The organism is Sphingomonas sp. ATCC 31555 (assembly GCF_000282895.1).
Classification (GTDB): Bacteria; Pseudomonadota; Alphaproteobacteria; order Sphingomonadales; family Sphingomonadaceae; genus Sphingomonas.
Window position 1 is genome coordinate 28,425 of sequence record NZ_ALBQ01000011.1, and the last position, 15,110, is coordinate 43,534.

General features: G+C 66.1%; 19 protein-coding genes. 7 read left to right on the forward strand and 12 right to left on the reverse strand.

All coding sequences use genetic code 11. The features are described from left to right. Positions 1–4 precede the first annotated feature (4 nt). Together accB and aroQ are read right to left on the reverse strand one after the other, a co-directional pair. Positions 5–490, reverse strand: coding sequence for an acetyl-CoA carboxylase biotin carboxyl carrier protein (accB, locus tag B215_RS0104480; RefSeq protein WP_019368431.1), 486 nt, complete (start codon positions 488–490; stop codon positions 5–7). A 44-nt stretch (positions 491–534) separates the two neighbouring features. Further along, positions 535–969 (reverse strand): type II 3-dehydroquinate dehydratase, encoded by a 435-nt coding sequence (gene aroQ, locus B215_RS0104485; protein WP_019368432.1) that lies wholly within the window; start codon positions 967–969, stop codon positions 535–537. A 79-nt stretch (positions 970–1,048) separates the two neighbouring features. Here aroQ and thiS point away from each other — a divergent pair, with 79 nt between their 5' ends. The 3 genes from thiS to B215_RS0104500 all read left to right on the forward strand — a co-directional run bounded on the left by thiS (position 1,049) and on the right by B215_RS0104500 (position 3,085). Further along, positions 1,049–2,053 (forward strand): sulfur carrier protein ThiS, encoded by a 1,005-nt coding sequence (gene thiS / locus B215_RS0104490; RefSeq protein ID WP_019368433.1) that lies wholly within the window; start codon positions 1,049–1,051, stop codon positions 2,051–2,053. Continuing rightward, positions 2,053–2,823, forward strand: a complete 771-nt coding sequence (locus tag B215_RS0104495) for an alpha/beta hydrolase (RefSeq protein WP_019368434.1) — start codon at positions 2,053–2,055, stop codon at positions 2,821–2,823. Before thiS ends, B215_RS0104495 begins: the two co-directional genes overlap by 1 nt. Before the next feature lie 91 nt (positions 2,824–2,914). Next, entirely contained in the window at positions 2,915–3,085 is a 171-nt protein-coding gene (locus B215_RS0104500; RefSeq protein ID WP_019368435.1) for a CsbD family protein, read from the forward strand. Between the two features lie 108 nt (positions 3,086–3,193). Here B215_RS0104500 and B215_RS0104505 read toward each other — a convergent pair whose 3' ends face one another. Genes B215_RS0104505 through B215_RS0104520 form a run of 4 tightly spaced genes read right to left on the reverse strand, consistent with a single transcriptional unit; the run spans position 3,194 to position 6,466 of the window. Beyond that, complete coding sequence (locus B215_RS0104505; RefSeq protein WP_236704382.1) at positions 3,194–3,439, reverse strand: hypothetical protein; 246 nt, start codon at positions 3,437–3,439, stop codon at positions 3,194–3,196. Between the two features lie 54 nt (positions 3,440–3,493). After that, entirely contained in the window at positions 3,494–5,149 is a 1,656-nt protein-coding gene (locus B215_RS0104510; RefSeq protein ID WP_019368437.1) for a thiamine pyrophosphate-binding protein, read from the reverse strand. Between the two features lie 40 nt (positions 5,150–5,189). Next, on the reverse strand, positions 5,190–6,071 hold the full coding sequence (locus B215_RS0104515; RefSeq protein ID WP_019368438.1) for a glycoside hydrolase family 25 protein: 882 nt from the start codon (positions 6,069–6,071) through the stop codon (positions 5,190–5,192). Continuing rightward, entirely contained in the window at positions 6,071–6,466 is a 396-nt protein-coding gene (locus tag B215_RS0104520) for a hypothetical protein (RefSeq protein ID WP_156804355.1), read from the reverse strand. Before B215_RS0104520 ends, B215_RS0104515 begins: the two co-directional genes overlap by 1 nt. Before the next feature lie 329 nt (positions 6,467–6,795). Here B215_RS0104520 and B215_RS0104525 point away from each other — a divergent pair, with 329 nt between their 5' ends. The 4 genes from B215_RS0104525 to B215_RS0104540 all read left to right on the forward strand — a co-directional run bounded on the left by B215_RS0104525 (position 6,796) and on the right by B215_RS0104540 (position 9,746). Further along, positions 6,796–7,503 (forward strand): CoA transferase subunit A, encoded by a 708-nt coding sequence (locus B215_RS0104525; RefSeq protein WP_019368440.1) that lies wholly within the window; start codon positions 6,796–6,798, stop codon positions 7,501–7,503. After that, positions 7,500–8,375: an HAD family acid phosphatase gene (locus B215_RS0104530; protein ID WP_019368441.1), complete on the forward strand. Its 876-nt coding sequence runs from the start codon at positions 7,500–7,502 to the stop codon at positions 8,373–8,375. The genes B215_RS0104525 and B215_RS0104530 overlap by 4 nt, the downstream gene beginning before the upstream one ends. Further along, positions 8,375–9,025: a 3-oxoacid CoA-transferase subunit B gene (locus tag B215_RS0104535; protein ID WP_019368442.1), complete on the forward strand. Its 651-nt coding sequence runs from the start codon at positions 8,375–8,377 to the stop codon at positions 9,023–9,025. Before B215_RS0104530 ends, B215_RS0104535 begins: the two co-directional genes overlap by 1 nt. 91 nt (positions 9,026–9,116) lie before the next feature. Then, complete coding sequence (locus B215_RS0104540) at positions 9,117–9,746, forward strand: TetR/AcrR family transcriptional regulator (RefSeq protein ID WP_019368443.1); 630 nt, start codon at positions 9,117–9,119, stop codon at positions 9,744–9,746. A 74-nt stretch (positions 9,747–9,820) separates the two neighbouring features. On the opposite strand, the gene B215_RS0104545 is transcribed toward B215_RS0104540, so the two are convergent. The 6 genes from B215_RS0104545 to B215_RS0104570 form a co-directional block, all read right to left on the reverse strand. After that, positions 9,821–10,714, reverse strand: coding sequence for an SMP-30/gluconolactonase/LRE family protein (locus tag B215_RS0104545; protein WP_019368444.1), 894 nt, complete (start codon positions 10,712–10,714; stop codon positions 9,821–9,823). A 1-nt stretch (position 10,715) separates the two neighbouring features. Then, positions 10,716–11,513 (reverse strand): SDR family NAD(P)-dependent oxidoreductase, encoded by a 798-nt coding sequence (locus B215_RS0104550; protein WP_019368445.1) that lies wholly within the window; start codon positions 11,511–11,513, stop codon positions 10,716–10,718. Positions 11,514–11,521: 8 nt separating this feature from the next. Beyond that, positions 11,522–12,634, reverse strand: a complete 1,113-nt coding sequence (locus tag B215_RS0104555; protein WP_019368446.1) for a fumarylacetoacetate hydrolase family protein — start codon at positions 12,632–12,634, stop codon at positions 11,522–11,524. Between the two features lie 118 nt (positions 12,635–12,752). After that, positions 12,753–13,409 carry a dTMP kinase gene (locus tag B215_RS0104560; protein WP_019368447.1) on the reverse strand — a complete coding sequence of 219 codons (657 nt, stop codon included), beginning with the start codon at positions 13,407–13,409 and terminating at the stop codon, positions 12,753–12,755. 52 nt (positions 13,410–13,461) lie between these two features. Further along, positions 13,462–13,974: a hypothetical protein gene (locus B215_RS0104565; RefSeq protein ID WP_019368448.1), complete on the reverse strand. Its 513-nt coding sequence runs from the start codon at positions 13,972–13,974 to the stop codon at positions 13,462–13,464. Between the two features lie 59 nt (positions 13,975–14,033). Beyond that, entirely contained in the window at positions 14,034–15,089 is a 1,056-nt protein-coding gene (locus B215_RS0104570) for a sigma factor-like helix-turn-helix DNA-binding protein (RefSeq protein ID WP_019368449.1), read from the reverse strand. Positions 15,090–15,110: the final 21 nt, after the last annotated feature.

Below are 15,110 nucleotides of genomic sequence, written 5' to 3' on the forward strand. Positions count from 1 at the left end.
TCCGTTACTCGACCACGACGAGCGGCTGGTCGAACTCGACCGGCTGGCCGTTCTCGACCAGGATAGCCTTGACCGTGCCGGCGGTGGGCGCCTGGATCGGGTTCATCACCTTCATCGCCTCGATGATCAGCAGCGTGTCGCCCGCGGCGACCTGCTGGCCAACGGTGACAAAGGTCTTCGCTTCCGGATTGGGCTTCAGATAGGCGGTGCCGACCATCGGCGACTTGACCGCGTTGGCGGCCGGCTGTGGCGCGGCGACGATCTCGGCCGGGGCAGCGGCTGCGGCCGGCGCGGCGGCGAGCATCGGCGCAGGCTGCGCCGCATACTGGACCGGCGCAGACGCCGCCGTCACCTTGCGGGCGACCCGGACGCGGCGTTCGCCGTCTTCGACTTCGATTTCGGTCAGCTGGGTGTCATCGAGCACGGCGGCGAGCTGGCGGACCAGCTCGATGTCGACCATCATTGCACCCGATTTGGATTCTTCGGCCATACGACCCTTCTTTTGAAATTCGGTAAATGAAACGGCGCCCTCTGTCAGAGACGCGCGGCTGCTTCAAGCGCGAGCATATAGGAGTTTGCACCAAACCCGGCCACTGTGCCTTTCGCAGCACGGCCGACGAAGCTCGTGTGGCGGAAGGATTCACGAGCGTGCGGATTGGAGAGGTGCACTTCGATCACCGGCGTTCGGATGCTCTTGATCGCATCGTGTAGCGCGACCGAGGTGTGGGTGTAGCCGCCCGGATTGAGGAGGACGGCGCGGGCGCCATCGGCCTGTGCCTCGTGCAGCCAGTCGATCAGATGGCCCTCGTGGTTCGATTGGCGCATCTCGATCTCCAGGCCAAGCTCGCGGGCGCGGTCCTCCAGCATGCCAGCAATGTCGTCCAGCGTGTCCGACCCATAGATTTCCGGCTCGCGCAGGCCCAGCAAATTCAGGTTGGGACCGTTCAAGACGAAGATCGTATCGGCCAAAGCAGGCGCCTTTCGGTTGCGGGCAGGATGCGGTCCTCCCTATATGAGCCGGCGTCTCCGATCAAATCCAAGGCTCTTCATGCATAGCGACGGCACCGTCTCCATCCGCGTCAACGGCGAACACAAGCGCATCACCGCCGGGCTTACGCTCGCGCAGCTGGCCGAGGAGCTGGGGTTGGTGCCCGAAAAGCTCGCGGTGGAACGCAATCTAGAGGTGGTGCCGCGCTCGACGCTGTCCCAGGTGATCGTCGAAGATGGAGACGAGCTGGAAATCGTGCATTTCGTGGGTGGCGGCGACCATGCCGGCCCGCTGGCGGACGACAGCTGGACGGTGGCGGGCAAGACCTTCCGCTCGCGCCTCATCGTCGGCACCGGCAAGTATAAGGATTTCGAGCAGAACGCGGCCGCCGTGGCCGCCTCGGGCGCCGAGATCGTCACCGTCGCGGTGCGCCGGGTGAACGTGAGCGACCCCAAGGCGCCGATGCTCACCGACTATATCGATCCGAAGAAGATCACCTATCTTCCCAACACCGCGGGCTGCTTCGATGCCGAATCGGCGATCCGAACGCTGCGGCTGGCGCGCGAGGCGGGCGGCTGGGAGCTGGTGAAGCTGGAAGTGCTGGGCGAGGCGCGTACGCTCTACCCGGACATGGTCGAGACGCTGCGCGCGACCGAGGTGCTGGCCAAGGAAGGCTTCAAGCCGATGGTCTACTGCGTCGACGATCCCATCGCCGCCAAGCGGCTGGAGGATGCCGGCGCCGTCGCAATCATGCCGCTCGGCGCACCGATCGGATCGGGCCTCGGCATTCAGAACCAGGTGACGATCCGGCTGATCGTCGAGGGCGCCAAGGTGCCGGTGCTGGTGGATGCCGGCGTCGGCTCGGCATCGGACGCGGCGGTGGCGATGGAGCTGGGCTGCGACGGCGTGCTGATGAATACCGCGATCGCCGAGGCCAAGGACCCGATCCTGATGGCGGCGGCGATGAAGGCGGCGGTGGAGGCCGGGCGGCTTTCCTATCGCGCAGGCCGCATGGCGAAGCGCCGCTATGCCGATCCGTCGAGCCCGCTGGCGGGGCTCATCTGATGCGCGCGGCTGGACTGGCGGTGCTGGCGCTGGTCGCGGTGGCGGGCTGCCATCCCCGGCCGCAGTCCGACCCCGTCGTCAACGAAGGCCCGATCTCGGCCGAGCCGGTGACGCTGACCGCCGCCGACGGGGTGAAGATCGCCGGCGTCTATACCCGCGCAGCAAAGCCCAAGGCGCTGCTCCTGCTGTTCCACCAGGACAAGTCAGGCAAGGACGAATATGCGCTGCTCGCGCCCCAGCTGGCGCAGGCCGGCTATTCCTCGCTGCGAATCGATCAGCGCGCAGGCGGCGATCTGTACGGCGTGAACGAAACGGTGAAGGCGCGCGGCCATTCGGCCAGCTATGCGGAGGCGCAGCAGGACCTCGATGCCGCCTTTGCATGGGCGCAGCAGCAGAAGATGCCGATCGTGCTGTGGGGCAGCAGCTATTCAGCGGCCTTGGTCTTCCCGCTCGCAGCCGCGCATCCCGGCGCAGTGAAGGCGCTGCTCGCCTTTTCGCCTGCGGAGTATCTTGACGACAAGGGTGCGGTGGCGCGCGCAGCGAAGCAGGTCACCGTGCCGATCTTCGTCACTTCCTCCCAGGATGGGCATGAAGTGGATGCCGCGCGGACGATCCTCGCCGCGTCGCCGGCAACCCAGAAGACGCAGTTCGTGCCGAAGCTGGGCGGTGTGCATGGCAGCTCGACACTGTTGCGGACCAAGAACCCGCAAGGCGCGCTGGAAGCATGGCGCGCAACCATGGCGTTTCTCGACGAGGCGACGCGCGGCTGAGCGGGAACCGGTTCAGCCCGATGCACGTTATTTCAGGCAAGTCGCAGGTGTCGTGTTGTGTGGCACCCGACCTTAGCCAGGAGTATCGATCATGGGCGAGCTGACCGACAAGATCAAAGGCAATCTCAATGAGCTGGCCGGCAAGGTGAAGCAGCAGAGCGGCAACCCCGAAACGCGCGACGAAGGCGCGGCGCAGGAAGCCAAGGGCAAGGCCCAGCAGTTCGGCGGCAAGGTGAAGGGCGCCCTCGGCGACGACATCTGAGCCGTTTGAGAGACCGGACATTTGGACGGGTCGTGCCGAAAGGCGCGGCCCGTTCGCGGTTTTGGGGCCTTGAATCCTCGTCCAGCGAAGAGGGGCTGAAGAAGCCGATCAGTCTGGCACGTAGAACGCCCATAGATCGGGCTCGACCTGCGCGGCGGCGAATCGCACCGGGGCCGTTGCCGGGCCGATTTCGCAGATCATGAACGAGAACATGTCGCTGGTATGCAGCGGATGGGGCAGGCGCACCGTCTTCTTGTCGATCCAGCGCCATTCCCGCTGCCAGACCGGCTGACCGTTGATTCGGGCGCGATCCCCCCGCTTGCCGAGATGCGCCGTACGCCACCGATCAACCATCTGCTGTACCATGTGCCCAATGTAAGCAGAGGCGGTTAATGGGTTCCTATCCTTTCAGCGATTCCGCAGCTTCTGGACGGTGGTGGCGGGGCTGATAAATTCGATATCCGTCTTGCAATGCAACAGCTTGAGGCCGGGCCGGGCCAACGCTTCAGCCAGCGCGGGAGCGAAGGCTTCGGTAGTGTCGACGCTGGTGGCCCATCCCCCATAGGCGCGCGCCAGGGCGGCGAAATCGGGATTGTGCAGGGTGGTGCCGGAAAGGCGCGCCGGGAACTCACGCTCCTGGTGCATCCGGATGGTGCCATAGGCGCCGTTATCCACCACGATCACCAGCAGATCGCAGCCATATTGCACGGCGGTGGCCAGTTCCTGGCCATTCATCAGGAAATCGCCGTCACCCGCCAACGCTATGACGCGACGTTCCGGAAAGCGGCGCGCGGCGGCGACGGCGGCGGGCACGCCATAGCCCATCGCACCGGCAGTGGGGGCGAGCTGGCTCGGCTGCGGAGCGTAGTGCCAGTAGCGATGCCACCAGCCCGAGAAGTTGCCCGCGCCGTTGCAGATGATTGTGTCCGCCGGCAGCGCAGTGCGCATGGCGGCAACACATTGGCCCAGGTCCAGCGCCACGCCCTCGCGGGGCTGCGGTGTCGACCATTCCAGCCATTCGGCGTGCGCGGCGGCACCGTCGAAGCGAGGCAAGCCCGCCGCTTCGACCATCGCGGCCGCGGCAACGGCGAATTCGAAAGGCCGGGCGCAGATCGGCAGATCGACGCGATAGACGCGGTGGAACTCGCCGGGATCGGGATGGACATGGACCAGCATCTGGCCCGGATGATCCGGCGTGATCAGGCTGTAGCCATCGGTCGTCGCCTCACCGAGTCGCGCACCGACGACGAGCAGCAGATCCGCCGCCCGGATCCGTTCGACCAGCCTGGGGCTTGGGCCATAGCCGAGGTTCCCCGCCCATATCGGCGAGGTGTTGTCGATCGCATCCTGCCGCCGGAACGCGCAGGCCACTGGGAGGTCGATCGTTTCCGCGAAGCGGGCGAAGTCCTCGGCCGTGTCCGAATCCCAACCGCCGCCGCCCACGATCGCGATCGGTCGCTCGGCGCCGCGCAGCAATTCGAACAGCTGATCGAGGTCGAACGGGTCGGCCGCCTGGATCGGCTCGGCGACGGCGGGGCGATCGACAGCCTCAACGACGTCCAGGAGCATGTCCTCCGGGAGCGCGATCACCACCGGCCCCGGCCGGCCCGAGGTCGCGACGTTCCAGGCGCGTGCCACATATTCGGGGATGCGCCGCGCATCCTCGATACGCGTCGCCCATTTGGCGAGCGGCGCGAACATTGCCGGCAGATCGACTTCCTGAAACCCCTCGCGGTCGCGCATGCCTCGGTCGACATCGCCCACGAACAGCAGCATCGGCTGCGAATCCTGCAGTGCGACATGCACGCCGATGCTGGCATTGGTGGCGCCTGGTCCGCGCGTCACGAAGCACACGCCCGGCCGCCCGGTCATCGCCCCGTCCGCGCAAGCCATGAACGCGGCGCCGCCTTCCTGCCGGCACGTGACGACATCGATGTCGGGCGTGTCGTGCAGCGCATCGAGCACGGCGAGAAAGCTCTCGCCCGGTACCTGGAAGATCCGGTCGCAGCCCTGCGCCACCAGATTGTCGACGAGGATGCGGCCCCCGGTGCGTTTTGCGGTCATGCCGCCATGGTAGGCGCGCGGGGGCCGCCAAGTCGAGCGTTCAGCTTGCCCATTCGGCGGCGAGCTGTTCCGCGCTGCCGGCATAATGGTTGCGATCGACGCCGCCGGCCGCGTCACCGGGAATACCGGGCACCTGCGTAGGACCGTCCGAATATTGCCACAGCCAATAGCTGTTCCAGCTGCGCTGGACGACGGCCGTCCCCGAATATTGCGCCAGCCACAGCCGGTGCGCGCCGAAGAACGGATCGACCTGATTGCCGAGCTGCTCCTTGATCAGGTGCCCCGAATACAACACTGCGCGGCGGCCGAGCTTGTCGTAGATCCGCTCGAGAAATTCGCGGGCGCCGTCCAGCGTCATCTGGTTGTTCGGGCTCGGTTCGTAGTCCAGCGCGATCAGCGTGCGGTCGTCGGGCTTGGCCCAGGCAAGCAGATTCTCCACCTGCGCCGCCGGGGGCAGGGCGGTGCCCCAATGATAGGCGCCCCATAGCAGCCCCGCTTTGGTGGCGGCCGCACGGCGATCGTCGTAGAGTTCGTCGCGGCCGCTGGTGCCGGTCGTCGCCTTGTGGATGATGCCGAGCACGCCGGCCGCGCGCGCTGCAGCGAAATCGGTGACGCTGTTGCGATGGTAGAGATCGACCACCGCCGGAATGCGTGGCAGCCCGGCGGCCGCCACAGGGGCAGCCGGTGCCGGTTGCAACGCGCCGCACCCGCCGCTCCACACGAAGTTCTGCTCGGCGGTGCCGTACCACAGCGCATTGCCCTGCACCGGATCGCCCACCGCCACGCTCGTAACGGCGATGGTGGTGCCTGGCGCCAGCTTGCGAACGACCGGCGCGCTCGTCCGTGGCGCCCCGGAGCGGAGATTGACCAGCGTGGTCGTGCGCACCGTCCCGCTGATCGGCGTCGTACCTGCCCCCGCCATCAGCCGACCGCTCCATCCGCGGCAGTTGCTGGCACGGACGTCGGGGTGGGTGTGCCGTTGCCCTCTTTCGGTGCGAAGCGGGACATAAACCCTTCGATGAAGTCCGCTCCGGCATAGCCGGCGGCGGCAAGCGTGAAGATCTGCTCGGCCGAAATCTGCGCAAGGTTCTGGATCAGCTGCGCCGCGGCGAGCGCTCCCGCGATGAAGCCGATCAGCAGCGACACGATCAGCTGCGATGGCACGATCATCTCCGCCAGCGTGGCGTTCGAGGTCGAAGCCTGATCGTTGAGTTTCTTCATTCCGACGATCACACGAATCGCCTGACCCATGGCCCCGGCAAGCCCGCCGAGCACGAGTAGTTGAATCCAAGCCATTGCCCCCATCTTACCCTCCATCGTTCAGGATTGAAGCCAGTCAAGCCAAGATAATATTGGCACAGAGTGCTTCCAGAGGCGAGTCGGAACTATATCGGGCCGGTGAAACATAAATATAGATGCAGATGGTGTGGTAGGAAATACTATGTCCTATCGTGCAGGGATGTAATGGCTTCGTCTGTTGCAAGGTACGAAAATGGAGCGTGCTGTGCCTGCAGGACGTCCTGTTCCGAACGGCGCGACGGCAGGGTCGCGACGCCCGCGCCAAAGTTGAAAGCCGGTTCAGGTTCGCTTGACCGGGCCGCCCCGCCGGTATTATCGCCGCCGCAATCAGATGGAGGGAATCGTCGATGGACAAGCTCTACCCCAACGCGAACGCAGCGCTGGAAGGGCTGCTGTTCGACGGGATGATGATCTGCGCGGGCGGTTTCGGCCTGTGCGGCATCCCCGAGCGGCTGATCGACGCGATCCAGGCTTCGGGCGTCAAGGATCTCACCATCGCCTCCAACAATGCCGGCATCGACAACGAGGGCCTGGGCAAGCTGCTGCGCAGCCGTCAGGTGAAGAAGATGATCTCTTCGTACGTCGGCGAGAACAAGGAATTCGAGCGGCAGTATCTCTCCGGCGAGCTCGAGGTGGAGTTCTGCCCGCAGGGCACGCTGGCCGAGCGTTGCCGCGCCGGCGGCGCGGGCATCCCCGGCTTCTATACCAAGACCGGCGTCGGCACGAAGGTGGCTGAGGGCAAGGAAGTGAAGGTGTTCGACGGCGAGGAATATATCCTCGAGCGCGGCATTCGCGCCGACATCTCGATCATCAAGGGCTGGAAGGCCGACGAGGCGGGCAACCTGATCTTCCGAAAGACGGCGCGCAACTTCAACCAGCCGATGGCCACCGCCAGCCACCTCTGCATCGCGGAGGTGGAGGAAGTGGTACCGGTCGGCAGCCTCGATCCAGACCAGATCCACCTTCCGGGCATCTATGTGAAGCGGATGATCGTCGGCGCGCCGTACGACAAGAAGATCGAATTCCGCACCGTGCGCTCGCGCGAGGCGGTATGATCCGGGCAGGGCTGCTGCTGGCGGCCGGCTTGGCACTTTCGGGCTGCGTCGTCGACACGACGGTAATGCAGGCGCCGCCTGCACCCGTCGCCGCGCCTGGTGCCGTGCCCGCGGGCATGCAGTATCTCTACGGCTCTGGCGAGGCGGCGGCGCTCAGCGTGCAGGCGTATAACGCGCTGGTGGACAGCGTGCGCACCCGCATGGCCAAGGGTGTCTCCACCTCGGCGGTTCTCGCACCCGGTGCGACGCTGGCTGCACCGCGCTTCGAATCCTGCGGCGACAAGCCCCCGGCAGCGGTGTTCGACGTAGACGAGACGATGGTGCTCAACCTGGGCTATGAAGGCGACGATGCGCAGCGCACCGGCGGCTGGGATTCTGCCCGCTGGGATCGCTGGGAGAAGACCGGCGCCAGCAAGGTCGCGGCAGTGCCGGGCGCGATCGAGGCGGTGCGGGCGCTGCGGGCGATGGGCGTTGCGGTGATCTTCAACACCAATCGCGCCGCCGCAAACGCCGCCGAGACGGAAGCGGCGATCGCCTTTGCCGGCATCGGCCCCGCCAAGCACGGCGAAACGCTGTTTCTGAAGGGCGATGTCGACGGCAAATCCGCCAAGGACGGCCGCCGCGCCGCCATCGCACAGCGATGGTGCGTGGTGGCGATGGGCGGTGATCAGCTGGGCGACTTCACCGATCTGTTCGCACCGCTCCGCCCGCCCGAACGCCGCACTGCCGCCGCCGGACCGGCGATCGGGGCAATGTGGGGCCGCAGCTGGTTCGTGCTGCCCAATCCCGTGTACGGAACCGGGCTCGGTTCCACCTATGACCAAACCTTCCCGCCGGCGACACGCTGGGCGGACCCGCAGGAGAAGCGATAATGGCCTGGACCCGCGACGAAATGGCGGCGCGTGCCGCGCAGGAGCTGCAGGACGGCTTCTACGTCAATCTGGGCATCGGCATTCCTACGCTGGTGGCGAACCACATCCCCGCGGGCGTGGAAGTGACGCTCCAGTCCGAGAACGGCATGCTCGGCATCGGCCCGTTCCCGCTAGAAGGCGACGAGGATCCCGACCTGATCAACGCAGGCAAGCAGACGATCAGCGAACTGCCCAGCTCGGTCTATTTCAGCTCGTCGGACAGCTTCGCGATGATCCGCGGCGGGCATATCGACCTGACCGTGCTCGGCGCAATGGAAGTGAGCCAGGGGGGCGACATCGCCAACTGGATGATCCCCGGCAAGATGATCAAGGGGATGGGCGGGGCAATGGACCTGGTTGCCGGCGTCAAGAAGATCATCGTCGTGATGGAACACAACGCCAAGGACGGCAGCCCCAAATTCATTCCCGAATGCACGCTGCCGCTGACCGGCAAGAACGTGGTGGACATGATCATCACGGATCTCGCCGTGTTCAGCCGTGCCGATCATGCTTCGCCGTTTAGGCTGATCGAGCTGGCACCCGGCGTGACGGCCGAGGAAGTGGCGGCCAAGACCACCGCCAGCTACGACGTAGCACTGGCGACGGCGTGATCCTGCGCCCCCTCCGGACCGATCCGGAGGTGGCGCGTGTCACTATCCAGTGATAGTTAACGCCTTCCTGTGAGTTGGGGGAAGGGAAGGCGTGGACACCGAGGCACCGGCGAAGCGGCCGCGCAACGCGGCGAGCACGCGTGCGACGATCCTGGCGGCCGCCAAGGCGCTGCTGGCGGAGAAGGGGTTCGCCGGTTGGGGGGTGAACGCCATCGCCCGCGCGGCCGGATACGACAAACAGCTGATCTATCGCTATTTCGGCGGCATGGATGGGCTGGCGGAGGCCATTGCCGAGGATGTTTCCACCTGGATGCAATCCGCGCTCGCGCAACCCGATCACCGCACGCCGCCTGCCGACTATGCCGAACTGATGGCGCGGGTCGCGGTGGCGCTGCTTGATGCGCTGCGCAGCGATCCGCTGGCGCAGAAGATCCTGGCTTGGGAACTCTCCGCCTCGTCGAAGCTCGCCACGGCCTTTTCGGAGGCGCGCGGCAAGGCGCTTAGTGCATGGATCGCGCGTGAGCGGGGCACGTTGCAGCGGCCGTCGGGGATCGATGCGCCGATGCTCAACGCACTGCTGATCGCGGCCATCCAGCAACTGGTGCTGTCCGGTGCCGCGAGCGGGCGCTTCCTGGGGCTGGACCTGACGGGGGATGCGGGCTGGGAACGGGTGCGCAGCGGCATCGCAGGGCTGACGCGGGCAATGTACCGCCAGGGCTGACGTTGTTGGCCGCTGCCTACCCCTCCCGCGAGCGGGAGGGGGTGAAAAGGGCGGGCACGCCGCTGGGCGCTTCCTTATGCTCCGACCCGGATCATCGATCCCGGTTGGCCGGCGACCGTCACGCGGAAGCTGAACAGGTCGCCCGAAGTCGGACGGGCGGCCTTGTCCTCGGCGGACAGGTGCTTGTTCGCGGTGGTGGCATACACCGTCTTCAGGTCCGGGCCGCCAAACGCGATCTTGGTGATGGCATCGACGGGGAAGGGGACGGTCTCGACCAACGCGCCCGCCGGCGAATAGCGGCGAACCTCTGAGCCTGCATAGAGGCTCACCCACACATAGCCTTCGCTGTCGACGCAAGGACCATCCGGGAAGCCCTCGCCCTCGGCGATGCGGACGAATTCGCGGCGGTTGACCAGCGCGCCCTCGGCGTCGATGTCGCAGGCATAGACCACCGCCCCCAACGTATCGACATGGTAGAGCGTCTTGCCGTCCGGCGATACCGCAGGGCCGTTGGTGATCGAGACCTTCGGGCTGGAAGGCACACAGCTACCGTCTGCGGCGAGGCGATAGATGGTGCCGGTTGCTGCGCTCTCGCCATCATCCATCGTGCCGAACCACATCCGGCCTTCCGGATCGACGGTGCCGTCGTTCAGCCGGTTGCCGGGCAGATCGGGCTCGGGATCGATCAGCGGGGTAAAGCTGCCATCGGCCGGATCGAACTTGGCGAGACCGGTCTGCAGGCCGGCCACGAAGCCGCCACTGGCGGCCGGGAGCGCAAAGCCCACCTGGGCCGGCGCGTCCCAGCTCTGCTTGTCGCCGGTGGCGGGATCATAGCGGTGGATCTTGTGGCTCTTGATATCGACGAACCACAGCGCGGCGTCGCGCTCCACCCAGACCGGGCCTTCGAGAAGCGGGGCGCTGAGCCCCCACACGCTCTCCGGCGCCGAAACCACCACCTTGTCGGTCATCTTATCTCCAGCCTGCATCCACGAAGAATTCATGGCTCGTTATCAGGCGTGCATCGTCCGATGCAAGGAACAGCGCCGCCGCTGCGATATCATCGGGCACCAGGCGGCCGGGCAGGCACTGCGCCTTGACGATCTCGGCCTCGCCCTCGGGCGTGTACCACTTCATCTGGCGCGGCGTCTTGACGTTGCCGGGGACGATGCAGACCGAGCGGATGCCGTCCGGGCCCAGCTCGCGCGCCAGGCTGCGGGTGAGGCCTTCGATTGCTGCCTTGGCGGTCTGGTAGAGGGTCAACTCCTCGAGTGCCAGGTGCCAGGAGATCGAGCCGAGGTTGATGATCACGCCGGCGCGCTTCGCCTTCATCGCCGGGATCACCGCCTGCGCCATGAAGAACTGGTGGCGCAGGTTCACGTTCATGCGGTTGTCCCAGTACTCCGGGGTCACCTGCTCGATCGTGTGGCGGTCGTCATTCGCGGCGTTGTTCAGCAGTACGTCGAACGCGCCCTCGGCGTCGATCAGCGCCTGAACCTGCGCCTGTGCGGCGCGGATGTCGGTGAGGTCGACCTTGTAGAAGCGCGGCGCGATTGCCGCGCCCGACAGGCTGGCGACCAGCGCCTGCGAGTCCTCCTCGGCGATGTCGAAGAAGGTCACGTCCGCGCCTTGGCGGACGAACCCTTCGACCAGCCCGGCACCGATGCCCGAACCACCCCCGGTGATCAGGACCCGCTTGCCCTTGAGGCTCGGATAGACGGCACGCTCAGCGGCCGGAATCGGGCCCTGCTGGAGATCGGCTTCGGACATGGACTACCTTACGAGTTCGAGAGAAGGCCGCGCGCGGCGAGATTGCGCATCAGGTCGCGGATGCCGAACGTCCAGGGCGCGGCGGCCTTCGACGTGGTGACGCGGTTGACGAGCGTGCCGAGCTTCGGCGTGGAGATGCGGACGATATCGCCCGGCTTGTGCGTGAAGCCGCGGCCGGGATGGTCGCGATCCTGCACGGGCGCGAACAACGTGCCGAGGAACAGCGCGAAGCCGTCCGGATACTGGTGCTCGCTCAGCGTCTGGCGGACGAGTTCGGTGGGATCGCGGCTGATCTCGCTCATCTTGTTCGTGCCCGAAAGGCGATAGCCCTCCGGCCCGTCGATGGTGAGATCGACCACGGCGCTGCGCACATCGTCCATCGTGAAGCTGGCATCGAACAGGCGGATGAAGGGGCCGATCGCGGTGGAGGCGTTGTTGTCTTTTGCCTTGCCGAGCAGCAGCGCGCTGCGGCCCTCGAAGTCGCGCAGATTGACGTCGTTGCCGAGGGTTGCCCCCTTTATGGTGCCGTTGCGGTCGACGACGAGCACCACTTCCGGCTCGGGATTGTTCCAGTCGCTGTCGGAACGGATGCCGATATCGGCGCCCCAACCCATCGCCGAAAGCACCGGCGCCTTGGTGAATACTTCCGCATCCGGGCCGATCGCGACCTCGAGGTACTGCGACCACATGCCGGCATCGATCAGCGCGGCCTTCAGGCTGGCGGCTTCGGGCGTGCCGGGGACAACCGAGCGGATGCCCGAACCGACCTTGGCTTCCAGATCGCCGCGAATCTCGGCAGCCTTGTCGGCATCGCCGCGAGCGCGTTCTTCGATCACCCGCTCGAGCGCGGAAACGGCGAAGGTGACGCCGGCCGCCTTGACGCACTGCAGGTCGACGGGCGCAAGAATCTGCGGCGCCGAATCGGTGCCGAGCGCATCGACGCTGCACAGCACCTCGCCGGTAAGGGTGGCGATATCGTCGCGTTCGAGCAGGTCGGCGACGGTCGGCGCGGTCGCCGATACGTCAATCACGTCCCCGTTGCGGAGGAGAACTGGGCTGGGACCGGCCGGCGTAAGAACACGACCGACCAAGATTGCCTGCGTATGATCGGCAGGCAGCATTGCTGAAGACGCTTCCAAGACCCTCACCCTTAGCTGATTTCAAATTGTGATAGCGCTACCATTGCCGCTCCACGAACGCAAATGTCAAGCGTCGGCATTAGCGCACGCGTTCTAAGTTTCAAATATGAGAGAGGATTTCTTCCACGATTGCTTCCGGAGCCCGCATCGCACCGTTTTCGCTCGCATGGACGATGCGCCACGGGCCCAGAAGATCGGCGGCGACAATCGCCTCGTAATTGCCGCGTACGCGCTGCTGCAGGGCGATATCCGCCTCATATTCGTCGAAGCTGCGATCGGTATAGCTGCGCTGCGCCTTTTGCAGGATCAGTTCGCGGGCGAGATCCCACGGCGTATCCAGATAGAGCGACAGGCGTGGACGAGGCAGGGCGAACTGGCCGATTTCGAGCGCAAGGATCCAGTCCATCAGCGCCCGGCCATCGTCGCCGCCGAGCTTGGCGCCCTGATACGCCATGTTCGACGCGACATAGCGATCGAGCACTACCACGTCATGCTCCGCCTGCGCCTGGAGCAGCGCATCCCGCCATTCGAGTCGATCAAGGGCATAAAGCACGGCGGCCGCCTTGGGGCTGACGGGTACCTCGAGCTCCCCGGCGAGCATCCGGCCGATGGTCACCCCGGCGACGGTTTCGCCATAGCGCGGAAAGCCGAGTACGGTGGCAGTGCGCCCGCGTGCGTTCAGCGCGGCGCACAGCCCGCGCGCCGCCGTATTCTTGCCTACGCCGTCGGCGCCTTCGATCGCGATCAGATCACCCATGGCCGCGCCATAGCATGGCGGCGCGGCTTGTCACGGCTTCAGCCGCATCCGATCAATGGCGCGAGGGGGCGACCGAGGGGGTGCAGAGCAAGGCGCACGGCCCGCGCGGCGCCAGCGCAACGATGGCGGTCAGCGGCGCTTCGCCGCTGGCGTGCGCCATCAGCCAGCCCGCCTGGGCAACGGCCGGGCGCGCGGGAGAGAAGGCGACGCCGGTGCCGTCCGTGATTATCCCGAGCCGGCGCGGCGGAGTTGGCCAGCGCCCGGCGAGATAGGTGAGACACGCGGCGGCCGCATCCTGCAGGATGCCCTCGTCGCTGTCTTCGGGACAGAAGGCTTCGGGCGTGGCCTCGATCTCCGCGATCACGCGAAAGTCGTCGCCCCGCCACCAGATCATCCGCAGCGAGCCGGCATCGTTCTGCTCCAGCCCCAGGAACAGCTTGCTGCCGTCCGGCAGCAGCGGCCGCGCGCAGCGCGCTACTTCTTCCGCCAGTTCGGTAAGCTTGTAATTCGCCCGCGGAAGCAGGTGCTGGGCGGCGAGATCATTGGCACGCGAATCATGGGACATCGAACCGTTCCGGGGAAGAGCTGTTCTTCCATTATAGAACGATCCTGCCCGATGCGGGATCAGTGCAGCGCGGCGCTGCTCGGTGCGGCGGTCGCAGCCAATGAGATGGCTTCCACGGTCTCGCGGGTCGCTTCTGCGGCAACGACGGTGGCGACGCTGGCCGGGTCGATCGCGCGAACGCTGGACAGCAGATTGTGCGGCTGGCTGGGGTCCGGCAGGATCGGCGCTGCGTTGCGTGCAGCGGCCGGCTGGCGGCGCTTGGCGGTGGCGGGAGTGCCATATTCGGCCATGACCGAGAAGCGGGGATCGGCGGCAGCGATTTCGGCGATCACCTTGGCGGCGCGCTTGGTGATCTGGCGGACGCGCTCCTTGGTGACGCCGGTTTCGAGCGACAGATCGTCCAGCGTCGCGGTCTGGAACACGCGGCGGGCGACGATCTCGCGATCACGCTCCAGCTTGGCTTCCAGCTTTTCCAGCTCGACCGGGTCGATGCCATGGGTAGCGTGGCGGAGGCGCGGCCCTTCGCGGCGCAGCGCTGCTTCTTCCCGCTTCGGGCGAGGGCGGCGGCGAAGCTGCTCCATGCCGACCTTGCGGAGATGATCGACATAGGCGTCGATCAGCGAGGCGATCGCGCCATCGGCGAGGTAATCGGAGGCGGCGCTTTCGGTGCGGAACAGCGCATCTTCGTCTTCGATCATCGCTTCGGGCGACAGTTCCTCGCCATCGGCCGAGGTGCCGAGCGCGGTGAGCGAAACGGTGGTGGCTTCGACCTTCTTCGCCGAGGGGCGCTGATCGGTCATCAGACGGAAGCGCAGGCTCTGCAGCTCGCCGCGGATCTGCCAGTTCACGAAGGTGGTGAACTGGGCCTTTTCGGGCTCATAGGCCTGGATGGCGCGGTGCACCGCGATGGCGCAGCACTGCTCGGCATCGTCCCAGTGGGCGGTCAGGCCATATTGGCGGATGAAGTGGCGGATACGGGGTGCGATCAGCTTCAGGATGCGAGCGAAAGCACGATCGATTTCGGCGCGCTGGCGGTTGGTCTGCGTACCGTCCTTGGGCGAATTCTCGATAACGGTGGCAACGGCTGCCTCGAGAGCGATCGTGATCTTCGACATCTAACTTCCCCTGATTCGAGC

Bases quoted from the DNA above. Each gene is read 5' to 3' on its own strand.
- accB (WP_019368431.1), bottom strand. From the start codon at position 490: ATGGCCGAAGAATCCAAATCGGGTGCAATGATGGTCGACATCGAGCTG.
- thiS (WP_019368433.1), top strand. From the start codon at position 1,049: ATGCATAGCGACGGCACCGTCTCCATCCGCGTCAACGGCGAACACAAG.
- B215_RS0104495 (WP_019368434.1), top strand. From the start codon at position 2,053: ATGCGCGCGGCTGGACTGGCGGTGCTGGCGCTGGTCGCGGTGGCGGGC.
- B215_RS0104500 (WP_019368435.1), top strand. From the start codon at position 2,915: ATGGGCGAGCTGACCGACAAGATCAAAGGCAATCTCAATGAGCTGGCC.
- B215_RS0104505 (WP_236704382.1), bottom strand. From the start codon at position 3,439: ATGGTTGATCGGTGGCGTACGGCGCATCTCGGCAAGCGGGGGGATCGC.
- B215_RS0104510 (WP_019368437.1), bottom strand. From the start codon at position 5,149: ATGACCGCAAAACGCACCGGGGGCCGCATCCTCGTCGACAATCTGGTG.
- B215_RS0104515 (WP_019368438.1), bottom strand. From the start codon at position 6,071: ATGGCGGGGGCAGGTACGACGCCGATCAGCGGGACGGTGCGCACGACC.
- B215_RS0104520 (WP_156804355.1), bottom strand. From the start codon at position 6,466: ATGGAGGGTAAGATGGGGGCAATGGCTTGGATTCAACTACTCGTGCTC.
- B215_RS0104525 (WP_019368440.1), top strand. From the start codon at position 6,796: ATGGACAAGCTCTACCCCAACGCGAACGCAGCGCTGGAAGGGCTGCTG.
- B215_RS0104530 (WP_019368441.1), top strand. From the start codon at position 7,500: ATGATCCGGGCAGGGCTGCTGCTGGCGGCCGGCTTGGCACTTTCGGGC.
- B215_RS0104535 (WP_019368442.1), top strand. From the start codon at position 8,375: ATGGCCTGGACCCGCGACGAAATGGCGGCGCGTGCCGCGCAGGAGCTG.
- B215_RS0104545 (WP_019368444.1), bottom strand. From the start codon at position 10,714: ATGACCGACAAGGTGGTGGTTTCGGCGCCGGAGAGCGTGTGGGGGCTC.
- B215_RS0104550 (WP_019368445.1), bottom strand. From the start codon at position 11,513: ATGTCCGAAGCCGATCTCCAGCAGGGCCCGATTCCGGCCGCTGAGCGT.
- B215_RS0104555 (WP_019368446.1), bottom strand. From the start codon at position 12,634: ATGCTGCCTGCCGATCATACGCAGGCAATCTTGGTCGGTCGTGTTCTT.
- B215_RS0104560 (WP_019368447.1), bottom strand. From the start codon at position 13,409: ATGGGTGATCTGATCGCGATCGAAGGCGCCGACGGCGTAGGCAAGAAT.
- B215_RS0104565 (WP_019368448.1), bottom strand. From the start codon at position 13,974: ATGTCCCATGATTCGCGTGCCAATGATCTCGCCGCCCAGCACCTGCTT.
- B215_RS0104570 (WP_019368449.1), bottom strand. From the start codon at position 15,089: ATGTCGAAGATCACGATCGCTCTCGAGGCAGCCGTTGCCACCGTTATC.